A 20,987-nucleotide genomic window follows, 5' to 3' on the forward strand; every position below is an offset into this window, starting at 1 on the left:
TGTGATCCCCCTGTGACGTCATGCCCCCTCGAAGGGCTTTAATACGTGCCCGTCAAGGATGAACAGGAGTCAGCGGCGGCAGGGCCCGTGCGTCCACCAGGCTGGCGGCCCGCTCCAACGCACTCGCCAGCAGGGCGAGATCGGTCGGCCCGTTGCCCAACTCGCGCACGGGTCGGCGGGTCGGCGGGTCTCCCATCCGCTCCCACTCCAGCGGGACGACAGTGGGGCGCAAGGTGGCCGTACGAGGGATGCGCCCGGTGACCCGGCCGCTGTGGAACGGCGTCTCCCGCCCGTCACGGTGTCTCAGTCGACCCCGCCCCGGGGTGGGCTCCTGCGGGCCCGGTGCGGCCGGCGGCGCATCCAGGACGGCCCGCAGCCGCGTCCCGCGGGCCAACTCGGTGTCGGCGGTGTACTCGGGACGGGCCGAGGTGGCGACCAGATGGACACCGAGCCGCTCGCCGTCACGGGCCACGGCTTCCAGCGCCCGCACCACCGAACCGGCCGCCGGACGTCCGGTACTGCCCAGCGCGGGGGCCACCAGCGCGTCGTAGTCGTCGACCAGCACCACCAGTTTGGGCAGCGGTCGTTCGGCAGTGGGAGCGGTCGGGGTCCGACCACCGGGGCGCAGCCGCAGGGTGCCGCTCGGAGGGGATTCGAGGTCTCCACGGGCGGAGGTTCCGGGGGCCGCCGCGGGCGGATAGGCGGGGGCGAACTGTCCCGGGGTGCCCGACGGGCGCTGGCCGGCCGTACGCCCGCTCGACCGTTCATCGGCGAAGTTCGTGGACCCGAGGATCTCCGCCCGTCGTTTCAGCTCTGCGCCGAGCGCCTGGGCGAAGGCGCGCATCCGCACCGGATCGTTGGCGATCAGGTGCTCGCAGGCGTGCGGCAGCTCGGTGCAGACGCCGAGGCCGTCGCCGCGCTCACCGCCCGCGCCGTCCACGAGCAGCAGACCGAGGCGGTCGGGGCGGGCGCTGGCGGCGAGGGAGGCGGCGATGGACCGCAGCAGTTCCGTACGCCCGCTGCCCGGAGGCCCCTCGATCAGCAGGTGGGGGCCGTCCTTGACGAGGTCCACGGCGAGGGGCCCCCGAGGACCCGCACCCAGTACCGCGGTCCCGTCCGACCACCGGTCCGCCGGTTGATCGGACGCGGACTTGCCGTTCTGCGCGGGTACGTCGGCGGCCGAGGCCCAACGTGCCATCAGCGAGGCGGGCGTGGCACGGGCGAGTCCCAACTCGTCCAGCAGACGGGCCGAGCGGGGCAGGGCCGCTGCCGCTCGTCCGGTGCCCGGGGCCGCTCCCGCGGGCCCTTCGGTGCGCAGCGGCGCCAGCGCCCGGGCGAAGCGCTCCGCCCAGGCCGCCGACACGGCGTCCACCGTGGCCAGCGTGCCCTGGCCCGCCGGTAGCCCACCGGCCGTCCGCAACAGCCGCAGTGCCGTCGCCACATCTCCGCTGAGCATGGCGACCGCTCCGCACTCACGGAAGGCGAGCGAGGCCGCGCACGCCGTCTCGTAGGTCGCCGCGATCGGTGAGTTCGGCGACGCGGCGGGCGTCTCCGCCAGCACGATCAGATGGATTCCGGTAGCCCTGCCGACGCTTGCGAGCCGCGCCGTCGCTTCCCGCAGTGCTGCGGAACCCGGGTCCCCGTCGACGATGACGACGGTGTGGCCGCCGACGTGGTGCGCGGCGGCCTCCGCCACGGCCTGGGGGTCGGCACTGGGCCAACCCGGTCCCCACGGGCCGTCGTCGAGCCGGCGCGTCAACTCGGCCGTACGTGCGGCGGCCTGCTCGCGGTCGTAGGCCAACAGGAGCCGGCAGTCCTGGCCGCGGGCCGGGCGCAGATGTGGCAACCAGCCAAGCCAGGCCCATTCCGCACGGCGTTCCTCCAGGCTGCGCGAGCGATCCGCGCTGATCAGCACGATCTCCAGCTCTGCGGGGCAGTGGGCTGCGGTGAGCTGCGCCAGGGCCCAGCGAGCGAGCCCCGCCAGCCGGGTGCGGGGTCCGGCGAGCCCGAGGGAGCCGGCCTCCCTGAGTCCCACGGTGACCGGTACGGAGGGCAGCCCGTCGCGATCGTCGGTCCCGAGTCGCAGCACCAGGGACTCCGGGTGCCCCGGGCCGCGCTCCCAGAGCCGGGGGCCGGGTCCGAGCGCGGTGAGCAGGACGGCAGCGGGATCGGGCCAGCGTTCGGCCGCGGCCGGGCCCCGCCGCTCCGAGCGGGCCGCGGGCACGGATCCCGCCGGCGGCCAGGGTGGGGGAGAGTCGGCAGTTGCGGCGCCCTCCGTACCCTCCTTGCCGCCCGTCAGTCGCCGTGCCCACGCCCCTATCCCGCGCTTGCGCCCGCCGCGCACCTCGTGGTGGCCGTTCCCCCGCGGTCCTTCGGGGTGGTCGGACGGTTCGAGGTCCAGAGGGTGGGGAGGAGGCGAGCCGGCTGTCGCGGGGTGCTCGGGAGTGAACTGCGCCGGTACCCGTCCTGTGGGCGCGGACACTCCGGCCGGCCCGGGCTCGCCGTGCTGCCCGCCGCCTTCCGTCGCCTCGGGGTGCTCGGGGTGCTTGGCCCGGCTCGGGTCGTCGTCGGTGAGGTGTGCGCAACCGGGGTCGGGGACGCGCAGATGTCCCTCGCCGTCCGGGTCGGTCGGCAGCGCGGGCGCCGGGGTGCCCGGCGCCAGCCGCAGGGCGGACTCGCCGAGCCGCAGCAGTGCGCCCGCGCTGAGCCGGGTGGGGCGGGGGCCGACCGGCCTGCCGTCCAGGGTGGTGCCGTTGGTCGAGCCGAGGTCGGCGACGGTGACCCGGCCGTCCTCCTCGACCGTCACCGAACAGTGCAGCCGGGAGACGTCGGGGTCGTCCAGCGGTACGTCGGCGTCGGCGGAGCGCCCCACGCTGATCTGTCCGCCGTGCAGGAGGTGGACCCCGCCGGCGTCCGGACCCGCGACGACGTGGAGCTGTGCGGATGCGTCGGTTCCGGGGGGCTCTGCCTCACCCGGGAACTGGAGGGACAGCACGGCGCCGTCCACCAGCGGTGGTTCGCCGAGGATGCGGCGCTGCGCGTCGAGCCGTTCCTGTCCGGCGTACAGCACGACGGCGGCACCGGATATGTCGGAGCCCGCTGCGGCGGTCGCCAGACCGGACGCCACGGCGGCGAGGGCCGTCCCGGCGGGTGCGGTGACGAGCACGTCGCAAGCGCGGGCACGGGCCGGTCCGGCCTGTCCTGCGACGGCTCCTGCCACCGTCGCGGACTGCCCGCCGCGTGGCGCGAGAACGGTCAGCCGGATCTGCATCGCCGTCTGCAATCCCTTCAGCACGGGGTGCCCGGCAGGGGAGCCGCCTCCGATGGCCCCCACCCGGCAGGTCGGCACGGAACACGAGGGCTCCCGTCCCACGGCTCCGTGCTGGGGGCATCCTCGCACCTGGATCTGACAACGCGCCCGGCAACCGGCGATAAGTGATCTTGAATGATCCTATCCGGGCGGAAAAGTGCCTGGTTGGGTCCAGGACGGACACTGTGGTGTTGTCTGCCGGTGCCTGCGTTTGGGTGCGACAAGCACCTTCGGCAACCTTCCGTGCGGCTCCGGCGTCTTTGCTGCGGACGACCCCGGTGCAGCGACCACACGGCGCGACCGGCGTGAACCCGCCGGTGCGCCGCAGGACGGGTCCTGCGAAGGAACACCTGTGGACAACCGACCGGCGACTTGTTGGCCGGCATTAAAGTGGGTCGGACACCCGGGCGGCGCCACCGTGGGCCCGGACCACGCAAGGACCACGATCAGCAGGGAGCGCATGACGTGCGGCCTGTAGGCAGCAAGTACCTCCTGGAGCAGCCACTCGGCCGCGGAGCCACCGGCACCGTTTGGCGTGCCCGGCAGCGCGAGACCGCGGGCGCCGAAGCGGCGGTGCCGGGCCAGCCCGGCGAGACGGTCGCGATCAAGGTCCTCAAGGAGGAGCTGGCGAACGACCCGGACGTCGTGATGCGCTTCCTGCGCGAGCGCTCCGTCCTGCTCCGGCTGACGCACCCCAACATCGTGCGCACCCGTGACCTGGTCGTCGAGGGTGACCTCCTGGCCCTCGTCATGGACCTCATCGACGGCCCGGACCTGCACCGCCACCTCCGGGACAACGGGCCCTTCACCCCGGTCGCGGCCTCCCTGCTGACCGCGCAGGTCGCCGACGCCCTCGCGGCCAGTCACGCCGACGGAGTCGTCCACCGCGACCTCAAGCCGGCGAACGTCCTGCTCAAGACGGACGCAGACGGTCAGATGCACCCGATGCTCACCGACTTCGGCATCGCCCGCCTCGCCGACTCCCCGGGTCTGACCCGGGCCCATGAGTTCGTGGGCACCCCGGCGTACGTCGCGCCCGAGTCGGCCGAAGGCCGTCCCCAGACCTCCGCCGTCGATATCTACGGCGCCGGCATCCTGATGTACGAGCTGGTCACCGGCCGGCCGCCGTTCGCCGGTGGCAGTGCGCTCGAAGTGCTCCACCGACACCTCAGCGAGGAGCCGCGCCGTCCCACCACCGTGCCGGAGCCGCTGTGGACGGTGATGGAGCGGTGTCTGCGCAAGGAGCCCGACGAGCGCCCCAGCGCGGTCAACCTGGCCCGTGCGCTGCGTACCGTGGCCGCAGGTGTCGGGGTCCACTCCACCGGCGCCCAGGTCGACGCGGCCCTCGGGGTTGCCGCCCTGCTGGCTCCCGATCCCTCACCCACCCGGGTTCCGGAGACGCCGGGCGCAGCCGACCCGACGCAGGTACTGCCCAGCGGTGGCCCGAGCGGCCCCCGGGCGGGCTACGACCCGAACGCCGCGACGAGCGTCATGCAGCAGACCGGCTCCCCCTCCGGCGCCGCCGACCCCACGAGCGTGCTCCCGCGCGGTGGCGCGCCCGATCCGACCTCGGTGATGCCGCCGGTGCCCCCGCGTCCCGAAGGCACCCCGGGCGCTCAGGACCCGCACCCCTGGCAGTCGCAGCTCCAGGCCGCCCGCGATCGCAATGACCAGACTCAGGTCCAGTACCTGGACCCGAGTCAGGACCCGCTGCGCCGCCGCCCCCAGCGCCAGCCGCAGCCGCCCCAGCAACCGCCACAGCAGCCCCGCCAGCAGTACGCGCCTCCGTCGCCCCAGCCGCAGCCGCGTCAGCAGCCGCGCCCTCAGCGTCAGCAGCCGCGTCCCCAGCCCCCGCAGCGCCAGCAGTACGCGCCCCAGCCCTACGCGCCTCAGCCGGTGCAGCCGCAACCCCAGCAGCCCCAGCCGCCCGCTCCGCGCCCGCCCCGGCAGCGCAGCGCCAACCCGATGCGGATCCCCGGGCTCGGCTGCCTCAAGGGGTGTCTGTTCTCGGTGTTCATGCTGGTGGTCGTCTGCTGGATGATCTGGGAGCTCACTCCGGTTCAGGGCTGGATCGCGGAGGGCAAGAGCTTCTGGACCGCGATCGGTGACGGCATCACCAGTGTCAAGGACTGGGTGAACGAACTCGGCGCGTCCGACCCGGCCGCGAACGAGCCGAGCACCTCCGACCCGGGCAACGGCCAGTAGCCAGTAGCCACAGCCTCCGGCTGACGAGTGGATTTGTCGACTTCCGCGGGTAAAAACCACCCGCGGAAGTGAAGGTTGGTGCCATCCGGGGCGCGCGGGTGCCCTCACCACGCGTACGTTTATGGACAACGCCAGCCGCTGAGGGAGCAGTCTTGGCACGGAACATCGGCAGCCGGTACACGGCTCACCAGATCCTCGGTCGCGGCAGCGCAGGCACGGTCTGGGCAGGTGAAGGGCCTGACGGCCCCGTCGCCATCAAGCTGTTGCGGGAGGACCTCGCATCCGACCAAGAACTGGTCGGACGCTTCGTCCAGGAGCGCACGGCCCTGCTCGGCCTCGATCACCCCAGCGTGGTCGCCGTCCACGACCTCGTCGTCGACGGCAATGACCTCGCCCTGGTGATGGACCTGGTCCGGGGCACCGATCTGCGCACCCGTCTCGACCGGGAACGCAGACTCGCCCCCGAAGCCGCCGTCGCGATCATCGCGGACGTCGCAGACGGGCTCGCGGCGGCCCATGCCGCCCACGTCGTCCACCGGGACGTCAAACCCGAGAACATCCTGCTCAACATGGAAGGGGCGCTCGGCCCCGGCGGCGCCCACCCCGCACTCCTCACCGACTTCGGCGTCGCCAAGCTGATCGACACCCCGGGCCGCACCAAGTCGACCCGCATCATCGGCACCCCCGACTACCTCGCCCCCGAGATAGTCGAGGGACTGCCACCACGGGCCGCGGTCGACATCTACGCCCTCGCCACCGTCCTGTACGAACTGCTCGCGGGCTTCACGCCCTTCGGCGGAGGCCACCCCGGGGCGGTGCTGCGCCGCCATGTCACCGAGACGGTCGTGCCGCTGCCCGGCATCCCCGACGAGTTGTGGCAACTGATCGTCCAGTGCCTGGCCAAAGCGCCCGCCTCCAGGCTGCGCGCGTCCGAGCTGGGGACCCTGCTGCGCGATCTGCTCCCGCTCCTCGCCGGCCTGCCGCCGCTCGACGTCGATGAACCGGACTCCGAACAGCCCTCGGACTCCTACGAGGAGCCGGTGCCCGAGGCCCCGGGCGAGGTCCGCCGACGCGGTGCCGTGCCGCTGGTCCCCGGTGCCGCACCCGCCGACTCCAACCGGGACACCCACACCTCGATGCGCGTCCCCGCCCCCGACGAGCTCGCGGGCGGAGCGCACGGCACCGCTCGTGCGCCGCGCAGCCCGGGCCAGCGCCGCCCCGGCTCGGCCCGCAACAAGCCGGGCAAGGCGGGCGCCCGTTCCAGCGCGGTCCGTAAGAGGCGGATCACCCTCGGTGTGGCCTCGCTCGCGGTCATCGCCGCGGTGAGCATCGGCGGCTGGTTGGCGACCGCCGACGGCGAGCCCGCATCGCCCCCGAAGGACTCCAAGTCCTCCACCGCAGAGCCCTAGATCGCAGTCCACACCGGGACCGACACCTTCTGTTCTGTGCCGGGCCCGCCCCGACGCGGGCGGCCCGGCGAGCCCCTGGGAGCGTCTGCGGAGCCCTCGCGGGCCGGTATGTCGCGGCCAGCCGTTACGCTGGACCCGTGGCAGTCGTCGATGTATCCGAAGAGCTGAAGTCCCTCTCCTCGACCATGGGGTCGATCGAGGCCGTCCTGGACCTTGAGAAGATGAGGGCCGACATCGCCGTGCTTGAGGAGCAGGCAGCGGCCCCGTCGCTGTGGGACGACCCCGAAGCGGCACAGAAGATCACCAGCAAGCTCTCGCACCTCCAGGCCGAGCTGCGCAAGACCGAGGCGCTCCGGAGCCGGATCGACGACGTGGCCGTGCTCTTCGAGCTGGCCGAGGCAGAGGACGACGCGGACACCCTCGCCGAGGCCGAGTCCGAGTTGACCGATGTCCGCAAGGCCCTGGACGAGATGGAAGTGCGCACGCTTCTGTCCGGCGAGTACGACGAGCGCGAGGCCCTGGTCAACATTCGTGCCGAAGCCGGTGGCGTCGATGCCTCGGACTTCGCCGAGCGGCTCCAGCGGATGTACCTGCGGTGGGCCGAGCGACACGGATACTCCACGGAGATCTACGAGACCTCGTTCGCGGAGGAGGCCGGCATCAAGTCGACCACCTTCGTGGTGAAGGCGCCCTACGCCTACGGCACGCTCTCGGTCGAGCAGGGCACCCACCGTCTGGTCCGTATCTCGCCCTTCGACAACCAGGGTCGCCGTCAGACGTCCTTCGCCGGCGTCGAGGTGCTGCCCGTGGTCGAGTCGAGCGACCACGTCGAGATCGACGAGTCCGAGCTGCGCGTGGATGTGTACCGCGCTTCGGGCCCGGGCGGCCAGGGTGTCAACACCACCGACTCCGCCGTCCGCATCACGCACATCCCCACGAACATCGTCGTCTCCTGCCAGAACGAGCGCTCCCAGATCCAGAACAAGGCGAGCGCGATGAACGTCCTCCAGGCGAAGCTGCTTGAGCGCCGCCGCCAGGAGGAGCAGGCGAAGATGGACGCGCTCAAGGGCGACGGCGGCAATTCCTGGGGCAACCAGATGCGGTCGTACGTCCTGCACCCCTACCAGATGGTCAAGGACCTCCGGACGGAGTTCGAGGTCGGCAATCCGCAGGCCGTTCTGGATGGCGAGATCGACGGATTCCTGGAGGCGGGCATCCGCTGGCGGAAGCGTCAGGAGCGCTAGGAAGTGTCCGTAAAGTAGCGCCGTCCGCGGAGCGAGCCTTCGCGGGGCACTCGTAGAACATGATGCCGATCCCTTCAGTTCAGGGGGGTCGGCATCATTGCGTGATATCCGGTTTCGAAGGGACGACCGACGCGTGTACGAGGTGTACCTCCGCCGGGGGGCGCCGGGGCGACCGTACGCAGTTCGTGGTGTTGGTGCATCGTTTCCGCTTGTCGGTTTCTACGGCTTCTACGGTTTCTACGGTGCGTAGTGGGAATGGTGGTGTTACGCCACAGGTCCATTCAACGGTGTGTGAGTGCAGCTCACGAGGGTGCAGGGTCGCTGGGGTTACCCGGTGCTGATGTTGAATTCGCGCTCGCAAGTGGTGCATTGAGCCTTCACTCGCTTTGTCGATAAGGCAATCCCGAGCTCATAGGTCGTCAGTTTGCTTGTGTGTCACAGTTGTATCCCCCCTGGTCAGGCAAGCCGCCTTATACCGGACATCGCACGCGCAACCGCCTTGACGGGTCCTCGAAAACTGGGAAAGCTGACGCGCGGCAGACGCATTTCCGGGGTTCGTGTGTGACGGGGGAAGAGTCCAACTCCCTGTAGCCGACGCCCTGGCGCGCTGCACTATTTGACGAATAGCTACTGGGGGTAGCAGCTACATGACGAAGAAGACGCGCATCCGTGTGGCGCGGATCGTCGCCGGCGCGGTGATCGCTGCCGGTGCGTCGCTGACCGCCGCGGGTGTCGCTTCGGCCGTTGGCGCCGACGCCGACGCTGGAATCGGTATTGACGCACGGCTCGACGGTGACCCCACCGGGGACCCGACGACCATCCCGACCGATCCGGGTCCGACCGACCCCGGTCCCACTGACCCCGGCCCGACTGACCCTGGTCCCACGGATCCGGGTCCGACCGACCCCGGCCCGACTGACCCTGGTCCCACGGATCCGGGTCCGACCGACCCCGGCCCGACTGACCCCGGTCCCACGGATCCGGGCCCCACTGACCCCGGCCCGACCGACCCCGGCCCGACGGATCCGGGTCCGACCGACCCCGGTCCGACCGACCCGGGCCCCACGGACCCGACCTCCAACCCCACGAAGCCCGGCGGGACCACGAACCCGGGCGGGACGACGGGCGGCGGCACGGGAGGTGGCGGTGACGACGGCGACGCCGGCACCTGCACCGTCGACCTCGACGGCGCCGAGTGCACCGACAACACCGACACCAACAACGCGGGCTCGCAGCCGGTCGAGCAGGGCAAGGCTCAGGAGGAGCTGGCCGAGACCGGCGCCCTGGAGACCACCTACCTGGTCATCGGTGCCGCAACCATGATCGCCGGCGGCATCGGCTTCCGTTTCCTGCCCCGCCTCGTCGGCGGCGGGCGTGCGGCAGTCTGATCCGGATGATGCTGGACGCGCCTTCTGACCCGAAGGCGCGTCCGATCTCGGTCATCGTCAGTTGATCGACATTCGTGACATCAGGTGCTGACGTCACACAGGGCACCTGTCCTGGCGCGCCACGCGGTGCACCTGGACGATTTCGCTCAGTGAGAAGGGCCCGGGGTGTGGCACAGCACCCCGGGCCCTTTCGCGCACTGTGGAGGCTTCGGCGACCTCAAGCCGTTTGGGACGCCAGTAGAGCCAGTGCCGCCACGAGCAGCACCAGCAACGTCAACAGGGTCGCCGGATTCACTCCGCCGAACGGGCCCTCTTGCTGGAGCCGCTCGCGGTTCGCCCGGCAGACCGGGCAGCGACCCTCGGTGACGGGGGCCGCGCAGTTGGCGCACACCAGTCGGTCATAGGTCATGCGCTCTCCTCCTCCCGCGCGCCGGCGCCGCAGACGCGGACCGTGAGCACAGATCTTTTGGGACAACGCTTCAGGAAACGCGACTGTTCCCCTACCACTGTGCCAGCTCGCGCGCCTTTCGGCGCGCCCCGTCCGCTCGCATAAAGTCCGCATAAGGGCGCACGCGTTTCCTGTTTCGTCGAAGTGTGTTCGGATCGATGGGTTCGGTGAGGCAAAGTAATGGCTGAAGTACGGGACAAACTGCACATCCCCGGCTGCTGGCTGCCTCTGCTACCCGCGTTCGCGTAGTGTCACGCACACCTACTCCCGGCCGACCGTGGTGCACCCGTGATCCGATTCGACAGAGTCTCCAAGAGCTATCCCAAGCAGAACCGCCCGGCCCTGCGCGATGTCACGCTCGACATCCAGAAGGGGGAGTTCGTCTTCCTCGTGGGCTCGTCCGGTTCCGGAAAGTCGACGTTCCTGCGCCTGATCCTGCGCGAGGAGCGCGCCAGCGAAGGGCTGGTGCACGTCCTCGGGAAGGACCTCGCCCGGCTCTCCAACTGGAAGGTGCCCCATATGCGGCGCCAGTTGGGCACCGTGTTCCAGGACTTCCGGCTGTTGCCCAACAAGACCGTCGCGGAGAACGTGGCGTTCGCGCAGGAGGTCATCGGCAAGCCGCGCGGTGAGATCCGCAAGGCGGTCCCCCAGGTCCTCGATCTGGTCGGCCTCGGCGGCAAGGAAGGCCGGATGCCGGGTGAGCTCTCCGGCGGTGAGCAACAGCGCGTCGCGATCGCCCGGGCCTTCGTCAACCGCCCGATGCTGCTGATCGCGGACGAGCCCACGGGCAACCTCGACCCGCAGACCTCGGTCGGCATCATGAAGCTGCTCGACCGGATCAACCGCACCGGTACCACCGTGGTCATGGCGACCCACGACCAGAACATCGTCGACCAGATGCGCAAGCGTGTGATCGAGTTGGAGCAGGGACGTCTCGTACGTGACCAGGCGCGCGGCGTCTACGGCTACCAGCACTGAGCCGCCCGCGGTCGTGGCCGCGGGCTGTGAGTCAGTAAGAGCAGCAAGGAAAGGCTGAACGCACGCGATGCGCGCCCAGTTCGTACTGTCGGAGATCGGCGTCGGTCTCCGTCGCAATCTCACCATGACCTTCGCCGTCATCGTCTCCGTGGCCCTCTCGCTCGCGCTCTTCGGCGGTGCGTTGCTGATGAGTCAGCAGGTCAACACGATGAAGGACTTCTGGTACGACAAGGTCAACGTCTCGATCTTCCTCTGCAACAAGAACGACGCGAAGACCTCGCCCCGCCAGTGCTCCAAGGGCGCCGTCACCACGCAGCAGAAGCAGCAGATCAAAGCCGATCTCAAGAAGATGGACATCGTGGAGACCATCCACGAGGAGACCGCGGAGGACGCTTACAAGCTCTACAAGGAGGAGTACGGGGACACGCCGATCGCCGCCACGATCACCCCGGACCAGATGCAGCACTCCTTCCGGGTCAAGTTGAAGGACCCGGAGAAGTACAAGGTCGTCGCCTCCGCCTTCGACGGCCGGGCGGGCGTCCATTCCGTACGGGATCAGCGCGACATCGTGGAGAACCTCTTCGCCCTGATGAACGGGATGCGGGTCGCGGCCCTGTGCGTCATGGCCCTGATGTTGGTCGTGGCGACGATGCTGATCGTCAACACCGTCCGCGTTTCAGCGTTCAGCCGTAGGCGTGAGACCGGCATCATGCGACTGGTCGGCGCGTCCAGTTTCTACATCCAGATGCCGTTCATCATGGAAGCGGCCTTCGCCGGACTCCTCGGTGGTGCGGTCGCCTGCGCCTTCCTCCTCCTGGGCCGTTACTTCCTGGTCGACAACGGCCTCGCGCTCTCCGAGAAGATGCAACTCGTGGAATTCATCGGCTGGGACGCCGTATTCACCAAGTTGCCGCTCGTTCTCGCCATCAGTCTGGTGATGCCCGCGCTTGCGGCCTTCGTTGCTCTGCGCAAGTACCTCAAGGTGTGACGAGCGCCCCGTGCGTCGTGCGGGGCAACCTCCGTACGACGCCGTTCGCTTGTCCTAGACTCAGCGCCATGTCGGGCCCGGAATTCTGTCCATCGCCCCGCCGCATTCGCCGCGGGGCGGCTCTGACATTGGTTTTCGCGACCGTTCTCGCGACCGCTGCGGCCACCAACGCGCTTCCCCGGGAGGGCGAGGGGGGACATTCCGCCTCCCTCGCGGTCCATCCCGCAGGTGCGACCGTCGTACAGGAGGCCGTTGCCCGTGCTGCCGCCGAGGCGGTGGCCGAGGGCAAGTCCGGTGCGAAGGCGGCCGAAGAGGTCGTCAGCCGTAGCGGCGACCGCTGGGGCGCGGTCTACGACCAACAGGAGTACGAGAAGTTCCAGCAGGCCCTGGACGGTGAGTACACCGGCGTCGGATTGTGGGCGCGTCGCTCCGGGGACGGCCGGGTGGAGGTCTACAAGGTCCAACCCGGTGGACCTGCGGACCGTGCGGGCATCAGAGCCGGCGACCGTCTCCACGCCATTGACGGGCGGGTCGTCGATGACCGGCCCGTCACCGATGTCGTGGCCCTCCTGCGCGGCAAGGACCGCACCACCGTCGCCCTCGGTCTGGAGCGTGCAGGTCGCGACTGGACGAGGACGCTGACCCGCACCACCTTGTCCACCGAGTCCGTCACCGTGCAGAAGCTCAAGGGCGGTGCGGTGATGATCAAGGTCGCGGCCTTCACCCGGGGCTCGGGAGCCCGGGTGCGGGAGGCCGTGCGGGCGGCGCCCGACGGGGCGGGGGTGCTGCTCGACCTCCGCGGCAACGCCGGCGGCCTGGTCACGGAGGCCGTCGCCGCGGCCTCCGCCTTCCTCGACGGCGGTCTGGTGGCCACCTACGACATGCGGGGCAAGCAGCGGGCCCTCCACGCGGACCCCGGGGGCGATACGGAACGCCCCGTGGTCGCCCTGGTCGACGGGGGCACGATGAGCGCCGCCGAACTGGTCACCGGGGCGCTGAAGGACCGGGGCCGGGCCGTGACGGTCGGTTCCCGCACCTTCGGCAAGGGTTCGGTCCAGATGCCGAGCACCCTCCCCGACGGTTCGGTCGCCGAATTGACCGTCGGCCACTACCGCACCCCCTCGGGCCAGAGCGTCGACGGACAGGGCATCACCCCGGACCTCGCCGCCGACGAGGGGGCCGAGGAACAGGCGCAGTCAGTATTGAGTGGCCTCGGTACGGGGTCGTAGTGCGAAAATGGCCGCACTATGGCTAAGGAAAAAGGGCGCAAGCTGATCGCGCAGAACAAGAAGGCGCGGCACGATTACCACATCATCGACACCTACGAGTGCGGTCTCGTGCTGACCGGTACCGAGGTGAAGTCCCTGCGCCAGGGACGGGCGTCCCTGGCGGACGGCTTCGTTCAGATCGACTCCCACGAGGCGTGGCTGCACCATGTCCACATCCCGGAGTACAGCCAGGGCACCTGGACCAACCACTCCGCGCGCCGTCGCCGGAAACTGCTGATGCACCGCGCGGAGATCGACAAACTGGAGTCCAAGTCCCAGGAGACCGGTCATACGATCGTTCCCCTGGCGCTGTACTTCAAGGACGGCCGGGCCAAGGTCGAGATCGCACTGGCGCGTGGCAAGAAGGAGTACGACAAGCGCCAGACGATGCGTGAGCGCCAGGACCGGCGCGAGGCGGACAAGGTCATGTCGGCGGTGCGCCGCCAGCAGCGGGCCTGATCTGCGCCCTTCGGGCGAGGCCGCACGGAATACGCTGGCACCCGCCCGCGTTGGTCACGTACGATGGGCAGCAGTCCTCCACAGCGGGGACGTGCATTGAAAAATCAACATGGGGATGATCGGTTTCGACAGCGGATGTCGAAGCAGGAGAAGCGAGCCGAGGAAGCGGCAATGATCTCGTAAACCATATGTCGCAACCAATAATCGCCGATTCTAAGCGCGATAACTCCGAAGCCTTCGCCCTCGCTGCCTAATAAGCAGTAAGAGCGAACCTTCACTCATGGAGCGTTAGCCCGGGGCTGTTCCCGACCCGGTTCCTAACGTCATCAAGGGAACTAAACCTCTAGGCCCGGTCACGGGGTCCTGAGGGAAATCAAACAGTGACTGAGCCCGTCGGAGACTTGTCCGCGTGATCTCCGGGGCCGAGAAAATCGCAGCGGACTGCGCTCGGAGAAGTCCTGATTCTGCACCGTTGGACGCGGGTTCGATTCCCGCCATCTCCACCACCCCATGTGTATAAAGACCCTCTGACCTGCGAGAACTTCGCCAGGCCAGGGGGTCTTTTGCATGCCGGGGTGGGCCTCGTGGACGTTCTGGGCCAGGTGCTCAGCCTGCGGGGCACTTCACCGCCCGGAGCCCTGATCGCCGCGGGGCCCGCAAATGAACCTCCGTATCCGGAGCAGATCCCCCTGGGCCCGGTGCAACCTTCCTGGTGCCCCCGTGCGTAGAGCCGGTGGCTGCGCCCGCATTCCGCGGCGCGGCTCGCTCTGATGCACGGGAGAAGAACTCACATGGTCTCAGGAATGGTGGGCAAGGGCACGGCGCTGGGTGCTGCTCTGCTGGCTCCGCTGGTCGCCCTCGTCCCCGCGCAGACGGTGTCCGCCGCGCCCTCGACGGCTTCGACCACCGTCACCCGGGCCGCATCCGCCACCCCCGACCTCACGGCCCTGCGCGAAGCCCTGCGGAGCGCGCTCGCCCTCGGGGCTCCGGGCGCGATGGCCCGGGTCGACGACAACGGCACCGTCCACAAGGTCACCGAAGGCATCGGCGACCGGGGCACCGGACGGGCGATGAGCGCGGACGACCGCTTCCGCGTCGGCAGCGTGAGCAAGTCCTTCACCTCGGTGGTGCTCCTCCAACTCGTCGACGAAGGCAAGCTGGACCTCGACGCCCCCGTGAACACCTATCTGCCGGGCCTGCTGCCGGACGACCGGATCACCGTGCGGCACCTGCTGAGCCACCGCAGCGGCCTGTACGACTACACGAACGACATGTTCGCCGCGACCGTCCCGGGCTTCGAAGCCGTACGGAATCGAGTCTTCAGCAATCAGGAACTGCTCGACCTCTCCCTCGCGAAGCCCAGGACCGTCCAGCCGGGAGCCGCGTACTCGTACTCCAACACCAACTTCGTGGTCGGCGGCATGCTGATCGAGAAGCTCACCGGTCGGTCCGTGGCCACCAACTTCAAGAAGCGGATCATCAAGCCGCTGAAGCTCTCCAGCACCTTCTACGTCCACCCCCGGACGACCATCCCCGGCCGTCACATCAAGGGCTATCTGCGCCCCGACGAGGCCGGCGCCCCGCTGGTCGACTCCACCGAGCAGACCGTGTCCTGGGGGCAGAGCGCGGGCGCCGTGATCTCCAGCGCCAAGGACCTGAACACCTTCTTCTCCGCTCTGAACCGCGGCAAGGTGATCTCCGAAGCCCAGCTGTCGCAGATGCAGCAGTGGACGACGGTCAACAGCACCCAGGGCTACGGGCTGGGGCTGCGCCGACGGGACCTCTCCTGCGGGGTGTCGGTGTACGGCCACACGGGCACGGTCCAGGGGTTCTACACCTTCTCGTTCACCTCTGCGGACGGCAAGCGCTCGGTGACCTCGGTCGCCAACACCTCGAACAACGGTTCCGTCCTCAACACCCTGCCGCGCACGCTGGAGGCCGTCTTCTGCGGTGCTCCGGTCGCCAAGTCGGCGCGCAGCACGGCCCCCGCCGAGCGGGAGGACATCGCTCCTGACGTCGTGCGGGACTGAGGTCCCTCGGGCGAGCGGTCGGATCAGCTCCGGGAGGAGGGGTTCCGACCGCCCGTCCGGGCAGGCACTCTGGAGGGCGAAGAGCGGGTAGTGGCTCCCCGGACAGTGACCTGAGGCAGTGACCTTGAGGCGGTGACAGGCGGATGACGACCGATGCGACCGGTACGGCTGACTACGACTGGCGGTTCGACTCCGGACGCACCTGCCTGGACCTCATGGCGACATCGGCGCCGGGCGCCGGCCCCGAACTCCTGCTGAACCGGGGGTTCCTGGGCCGCTGGCTGCTCGACGCGGGTCTCCTCCCGGCCGGCACCCCGGTGAGCGTCGTGGACGGGCCGTGGGCCGACCGCTTCGTCGAACTGCGGCTGTGGATCGATCAACTGGTCCGAGCCGAGCTCGGCGGGCGCTTCGCGGACTCGGCCCTGGAGCGGGTCAACGCCCTGGCCACTGCTTCACCACCTTCGATCAGGGCGGTGCGCGACGGGAACGGCTCGCTCGTACGGACCCTCGGCGGCACTCCCGAATGCACGGCGCTGCTCGCCGCGGTGGCCCGGGACGCGCTGGATCTGCTGACGGACCCGCAGGCGCTCTCCAGGCTCCGGCAGTGCGAGGGGGAGAGCTGTCGACGTATCTATCTGGACACGTCCCGGGGGCGCAGAAGGCGCTGGTGCTCCAGCGAGGTCTGTGGAAACCGGGAGCGGGTCGCCCGGCATCGACGCCGGGCAGCGGCCGTAGCCCGGGCCTGACGGAGCCTCAGCACCCCGACAGCACCGCGACAAAGCGGCACCAAGTCGTTCATCCTCATCATATGAAAGGCCGTCAACTGCCGCTATCCACAACAGAATAGGACCAGTCGGCCCCCGGAAAGAACATGAAACATTTTTGGCCCGGCATTGAATGACTCGACGCCCACCCCCGTAGAGGAGGGGGACAAGAGTCAGCCGAAGTCAGGGTCTCGACCGGGAGGTTGCAGGTGCGCAAAGATGCGGCCGTGGCCGATGACCGTCCGCACAGGGCCCGCCATCGAAGCGAGAAGCCACGCTCGAATTCCTCCGTCCCCGACGAGGAACTCATGCGTGCGCTGTATCGCGAACATGCGGGTCCTCTGCTCGCCTATGTACTGCGCCTCGTGGCGGGAGACCGTCAGCGTGCCGAGGACGTGGTGCAGGAGACGCTCATCCGTGCCTGGAAGAACGCCGGTCAGCTCAACCGAGCAACTGGCTCTGTCCGACCCTGGCTGGTGACGGTGGCTCGCCGCATCGTCATCGACGGTCACCGCAGCCGGCAGGCCCGGCCGCAGGAGGTTGACCCGTCGCCGCTGGAGGTCATGCCCGCGGAGGACGAGATCGACAAGGCGTTGTGGCTGATGACGCTCGCAGATGCGCTCGATGATTTGACACCCGCCCACCGGGAAGTACTTGTCGAGACGTACTTCAAGGGGCGTACGGTCAATGAGGCGGCCGAGACACTCGGCATACCCAGCGGGACGGTGCGGTCCCGTGTGTTCTACGCACTTCGTTCCATGAAACTCGCACTGGAGGAAAGGGGGGTCACGGCATGACCACGCCTGAGCCGGAATCCGTGCACGACGCCGTCGGCGCATATGTGCTCGGCGTACTCGACGACGCGGACGCTTCGGCGTTCGAGATGCACCTCGCGGGGTGCGACATCTGCGCGACCCACCTCGAAGAGTTCGCGGGCATGGAACCGATGCTCGCGATGCTCGCTGAGGTCCCTTCGGTGCCGTTCCAGGCGTCAGGGCCCAATGTGGTGAACCTGCCGGGGCCTCGATCCGCCGGATGGAGCGAGCCATTCCCGCCACCTTCGCCCGGTGGCTACCAGCAGTCGGCCAACGGGTTCCAGCAACCTCCTCCCGCGCACCGGTCGACCTCGGCCGGGCACGAGCAGGCCAAGCCCATTCCGGTGGTGCCCGTCCCGCCCGGCCCCAAGGTGCTGAACGGCCTCCTCGACGAGGTCGCGACCAAGCGGGCCGCCAAACGCCGGCGCGGGATGTACATGATCGCCGCTGCCGCCGCCCTGATCATCACAGGCCCCACGGTCGCCGTACTGGCCACCGCGGACGACCCCCAGCACGGTCCCAAGGTCGAGGCCCATCCCACGTCCCCCGCCGAGGACGCCTTCTTCAACCACATGGAGGAGAAGATCGAGGCGACGGACATGACGACGAGCGTCACCGCCACCGTCGGGCTGGAGAAGAAGGGCTGGGGCACCCACACGGTCTTGGAACTCAAGAACGTCAAGGGGCCGCAGAAGTGCTCCCTGATCGCCATCTCGAAGACCGGCGAGGAGGAGGTCGTGACCTCCTGGGCGGTTCCGAAGTGGGGATACGGCATTGTCGACAGTCCGCACAAGGCCGCAAAGAATCCGCTCTATGTGCACGGCGGAGCCGCCATGGAGCGCAATGAGATCGACCGTTTCGAGGTCCGTACCTTCGACAACAAGAAATTGGTAGAAATCGACGCCTGACAGAACCGCCCCCTTCGCGTACGGTTGACGGCTGCCCAGTGCACGTCAGAAGGGGGCCCTCAGTGGCCGCGCAGGAAGCCGCTGTCGACGCTGTTGATGCTGTCGACCAACACCCGAGCGATAGATCCGCCCGGGGCGGTTCGCTCCAGGACGACCCGCTCCAGTCGCTCCGGGATCGCGAAATCGACACCGAACAACAGCATCTGGACCAGGTCTACCGCCGACTGGAAGAGAACATCCACGAGGCGGAGTTCCTGATGCGTGACGCCGCAAAACTGGGCCAGGTCGGAACCCCCGGCGCCCTCGCCGAGCGCGACGCGCAGGTATTTCGCGCCGGAGTCCATCTCAATCGGCTCAACAACGAGTTCGAGGACTTTCTTTTCGGCCGAATCGACCTCCTCCTCGGCAAGGACGGCAAGAAGGGTCCCGATGGTGCCTACACCTCCATCGAACCCGCCGACGACGCCATCGGACCCCAGAACACCGCGAAGATCGCCGAGACCCTCCACATCGGTCGCATCGGTGTCCTCGAAGCCGACTACACACCGCTGGTGATCGACTGGCGAGCCCCGGCCGCCGCGCCCTTCTACCGCTCCACCCCGGTCGACCCGGGTCGGGTCGTACGCAGACGGGTCATCCGGTCCAAGGGGCGCCGGGTCCTCGGGGTCGAGGACGACCTGATGCGCCCCGAACTGACGGCCACCCTCGACGACGCACCCCTGGCCGTGGTCGGCGACGGGGCGCTGATGGCCGCACTCGGCCAGGCCCGCAGCCACACCATGCGCGACATCGTCGCCTCCATCCAGGCCGAACAGGACCTGGTGATCAGGGCCCCCGCCGCCTCCGTCACCCATGTGGAGGGCGGCCCCGGCACCGGAAAGACCGCAGTGGCCCTGCACCGGGCCGCCTACCTCCTCTATCAGGACCGCAGGAGGTACTCGGGCGGCATCCTGATCGTGTCCCCGACCCCGCTGCTCGTCGCCTACACCGAAGGCGTGCTGCCGTCACTGGGCGAGGAGGGACAGGTCGCGATCCGAGCACTCGGCCACCTCGTCGACGGTGCCGAGGCCACCGCCTACGACCCGCCCGAGACCGCCCGGATCAAGGGCTCGGCCCGGATGCTCGCGGTGCTCCGCAAGGTCGCCCGCGGGGCGCTGGAGCGATCGGGCCCCACCGTGTCCGTACGCAACGGACAACTCGCCCTCGACGAGTCAGCCGACGCCGGCACCCCCGACCGGCTCCGCGTGGTCGCCTTCGGCCGCCGCATCGAGCTGGAGGCCGAGGAACTGCGCCGCATCCGACACTCCGTCCTCAGCGGCACGGCACCGGTCAACCTGCTCCGCCCCCGGGCCCGTCGGCTGCTCCTGGACGCGCTGTGGGCGAAGTCGGGCGCCTCCGGTCGGCACACCGATCCGGAGCTCGCCGCCGAACTGCGCTCCTCCTTCGACGAGGACATCACCAGCGAGGACGCCTTCATCGCCTTCCTGGGCGCCTGGTGGCCCGAGCTCACCCCGCGCGGCGTACTGGCGGCCATGGCGGACGAACGACGGCTCGGACGCTGGGCCCGTCGCATCCTCACCCCCGGCGAAGTGCGCCGCCTCGCCCGGTCGCTACGGCGTGCCGGTACGGAAGGCAAGGGACCGCTGTCCGTCCATGACGTGGCGATCCTCGATGAACTCCACACCCTGCTGGGCACGCCGCACCGCCCCCGCAGGAAGCGGGAGCTCGACCCGTTGGACCAGCTCACCGGCCTGGAAGAGCTGATGCCCCAGCGGGAGGAGACCCAGCGGGAGCGCGCCGAACGGCTGGCCGCGGAGCGGACCGAGTACGCCCACGTCATCGTCGACGAGGCACAGGACCTCACCCCCATGCAGTGGCGGATGGTCGGACGGCGCGGACGCCACGCCACCTGGACCGTGGTCGGCGACCCCGCCCAGTCCTCCTGGCCCGACCCCGAAGAGGCGGTCGCGGCGCGCGAGGAGGCGCTCGGCAGCAGGCCGCGCCGCCGCTTCCAGCTGACGGTGAACTACCGCAACCCCGCCGAGATCGCCGAGTTGGCCGCCAAGGTGCTGGCGCGCGCCATGCCCGATATGGAGTCGCCGACCGCGGTCCGCTCCACCGGTGTCGTACCGCGCTTCACGGCCGTGGGCGACGACGACCTCGGCTCCGTCGTGCGCAAGGAGACTGAGCGGCTGCTCGACCGGGTGGACGGCACGGTCGGTGTGGTGGTCGCCATGAACCGCCGCGAAGAGGCCGCGCGCTGGCTGGAGGGGCTGGGGGAACGGGCGGTGGCCCTCGGCTCGCTGGAGGCGAAGGGACTGGAGTACGACGCGACGGTGGTGGTCTCGCCGGCTGAGATCGCGGGGAACACCGCGGCCGGTCTCAGGGTGCTGTACGTCTGTCTCACCCGGGCGACGCAGGAGCTGACGGTGGTGTCGGGGCGGCGCGACGCTCCCGACGGCGAGGGCGTGCCGGAGCTGCTGCGGGACTGAGGGCGGCGGGACTGAGAGCGGCGGGCACGGAGTGCGCGGGCCCCGAGGAGGCGGTCCCGCGTGACCGCCTCCGTACGTCCCGCGTCTTTCTTGGTACGTCTCCTCGTACGGTGCCGTTGCACGGGTTCCCTACGGGCTTCGTAGGGGCCGGCTTCCGGGGCCGCGCGCTCCGGTCCTTCGATGCCGTCCGAGTACGCCACGGTGGACCCGCTCCTCGATTTCGTGCGGGACCCGCTCCTCGATCCCGTGCCGAACGGAGGCATCCTGGTGACTGACACGGA

The 20,987-nt window shown here is 69.6% G+C and carries 16 protein-coding genes and 1 other RNA gene; 14 read left to right on the top strand and 3 right to left on the bottom strand.

Annotated elements, in window-relative coordinates:
* Nucleotides 1-52: 52 nt before the first annotated feature.
* Nucleotides 53-3,271, bottom strand: coding sequence for an FtsK/SpoIIIE domain-containing protein (locus tag ACFXJL_RS08210; protein ID WP_384690398.1), 3,219 nt, complete (start codon nucleotides 3,269-3,271; stop codon nucleotides 53-55).
* Between the two features lie 504 nt (nucleotides 3,272-3,775).
* On the opposite strand from ACFXJL_RS08210, the gene ACFXJL_RS08215 reads away from it, so the two are divergent.
* The 4 genes from ACFXJL_RS08215 (at nucleotide 3,776) to ACFXJL_RS08230 (ending at nucleotide 9,556) form a co-directional block, all read left to right on the top strand.
* Nucleotides 3,776-5,515 (top strand): serine/threonine-protein kinase, encoded by a 1,740-nt coding sequence (locus tag ACFXJL_RS08215; RefSeq protein WP_384690400.1) that lies wholly within the window; start codon nucleotides 3,776-3,778, stop codon nucleotides 5,513-5,515.
* A gap of 152 nt (nucleotides 5,516-5,667) precedes the next feature.
* Nucleotides 5,668-6,924, top strand: a complete 1,257-nt coding sequence (locus tag ACFXJL_RS08220; protein ID WP_358877362.1) for a protein kinase — start codon at nucleotides 5,668-5,670, stop codon at nucleotides 6,922-6,924.
* Between the two features lie 137 nt (nucleotides 6,925-7,061).
* Complete coding sequence (prfB, locus tag ACFXJL_RS08225; protein ID WP_358877363.1) at nucleotides 7,062-8,168, top strand: peptide chain release factor 2; 1,107 nt, start codon at nucleotides 7,062-7,064, stop codon at nucleotides 8,166-8,168.
* A gap of 647 nt (nucleotides 8,169-8,815) precedes the next feature.
* Nucleotides 8,816-9,556, top strand: coding sequence for a hypothetical protein (locus ACFXJL_RS08230; RefSeq protein ID WP_358877364.1), 741 nt, complete (start codon nucleotides 8,816-8,818; stop codon nucleotides 9,554-9,556).
* 217 nt (nucleotides 9,557-9,773) lie between these two features.
* Here ACFXJL_RS08230 and ACFXJL_RS08235 read toward each other — a convergent pair whose 3' ends face one another.
* Entirely contained in the window at nucleotides 9,774-9,965 is a 192-nt protein-coding gene (locus ACFXJL_RS08235; RefSeq protein ID WP_329019691.1) for a hypothetical protein, read from the bottom strand.
* A 327-nt stretch (nucleotides 9,966-10,292) separates the two neighbouring features.
* Between ACFXJL_RS08235 and ftsE the strand changes: the two genes are divergently transcribed.
* From ftsE to ACFXJL_RS08280, 9 genes are all read left to right on the top strand, one after another.
* Nucleotides 10,293-10,982 carry a cell division ATP-binding protein FtsE gene (ftsE, locus tag ACFXJL_RS08240; RefSeq protein ID WP_329019689.1) on the top strand — a complete coding sequence of 230 codons (690 nt, stop codon included), beginning with the start codon at nucleotides 10,293-10,295 and terminating at the stop codon, nucleotides 10,980-10,982.
* Nucleotides 10,983-11,049: 67 nt separating this feature from the next.
* Entirely contained in the window at nucleotides 11,050-11,970 is a 921-nt protein-coding gene (gene ftsX, locus ACFXJL_RS08245; RefSeq protein WP_329019684.1) for a permease-like cell division protein FtsX, read from the top strand.
* Nucleotides 11,971-12,038: 68 nt separating this feature from the next.
* Nucleotides 12,039-13,199, top strand: coding sequence for a S41 family peptidase (locus tag ACFXJL_RS08250; RefSeq protein ID WP_358877365.1), 1,161 nt, complete (start codon nucleotides 12,039-12,041; stop codon nucleotides 13,197-13,199).
* An 18-nt stretch (nucleotides 13,200-13,217) separates the two neighbouring features.
* Nucleotides 13,218-13,697, top strand: coding sequence for an SsrA-binding protein SmpB (gene smpB, locus ACFXJL_RS08255; protein ID WP_329019679.1), 480 nt, complete (start codon nucleotides 13,218-13,220; stop codon nucleotides 13,695-13,697).
* Between the two features lie 111 nt (nucleotides 13,698-13,808).
* Nucleotides 13,809-14,203: a transfer-messenger RNA gene (ssrA, locus tag ACFXJL_RS08260) on the top strand.
* 285 nt (nucleotides 14,204-14,488) lie between these two features.
* Nucleotides 14,489-15,727 (top strand): serine hydrolase domain-containing protein, encoded by a 1,239-nt coding sequence (locus ACFXJL_RS08265; RefSeq protein ID WP_384690409.1) that lies wholly within the window; start codon nucleotides 14,489-14,491, stop codon nucleotides 15,725-15,727.
* A gap of 143 nt (nucleotides 15,728-15,870) precedes the next feature.
* The gene (locus tag ACFXJL_RS08270) at nucleotides 15,871-16,473 is read left to right on the top strand and encodes an ABATE domain-containing protein (RefSeq protein ID WP_358877368.1); all 603 of its coding nucleotides are present in this window, start codon (nucleotides 15,871-15,873) and stop codon (nucleotides 16,471-16,473) included.
* Between the two features lie 227 nt (nucleotides 16,474-16,700).
* The gene (locus ACFXJL_RS08275; RefSeq protein ID WP_329019670.1) at nucleotides 16,701-17,288 is read left to right on the top strand and encodes a sigma-70 family RNA polymerase sigma factor; all 588 of its coding nucleotides are present in this window, start codon (nucleotides 16,701-16,703) and stop codon (nucleotides 17,286-17,288) included.
* The gene (locus ACFXJL_RS08280; RefSeq protein ID WP_384690412.1) at nucleotides 17,285-18,214 is read left to right on the top strand and encodes a zf-HC2 domain-containing protein; all 930 of its coding nucleotides are present in this window, start codon (nucleotides 17,285-17,287) and stop codon (nucleotides 18,212-18,214) included. The genes ACFXJL_RS08275 and ACFXJL_RS08280 overlap by 4 nt, the downstream gene beginning before the upstream one ends.
* A 59-nt stretch (nucleotides 18,215-18,273) precedes the next feature.
* Here ACFXJL_RS08280 and ACFXJL_RS08285 read toward each other — a convergent pair whose 3' ends face one another.
* On the bottom strand, nucleotides 18,274-18,456 hold the full coding sequence (locus tag ACFXJL_RS08285) for a hypothetical protein (protein WP_329019664.1): 183 nt from the start codon (nucleotides 18,454-18,456) through the stop codon (nucleotides 18,274-18,276).
* Nucleotides 18,457-18,471: 15 nt separating this feature from the next.
* On the opposite strand from ACFXJL_RS08285, the gene ACFXJL_RS08290 reads away from it, so the two are divergent.
* A complete protein-coding gene (locus tag ACFXJL_RS08290) occupies nucleotides 18,472-20,706 on the top strand; it encodes a UvrD-helicase domain-containing protein (RefSeq protein ID WP_358877370.1) in 2,235 nt (744 codons plus the stop codon).
* The last annotated feature ends 281 nt before the right edge of the window (nucleotides 20,707-20,987 follow it).

Source organism: Streptomyces sp. NPDC059256, from assembly GCF_042753785.1.
Classification (GTDB): domain Bacteria; phylum Actinomycetota; class Actinomycetes; order Streptomycetales; family Streptomycetaceae; genus Streptomyces.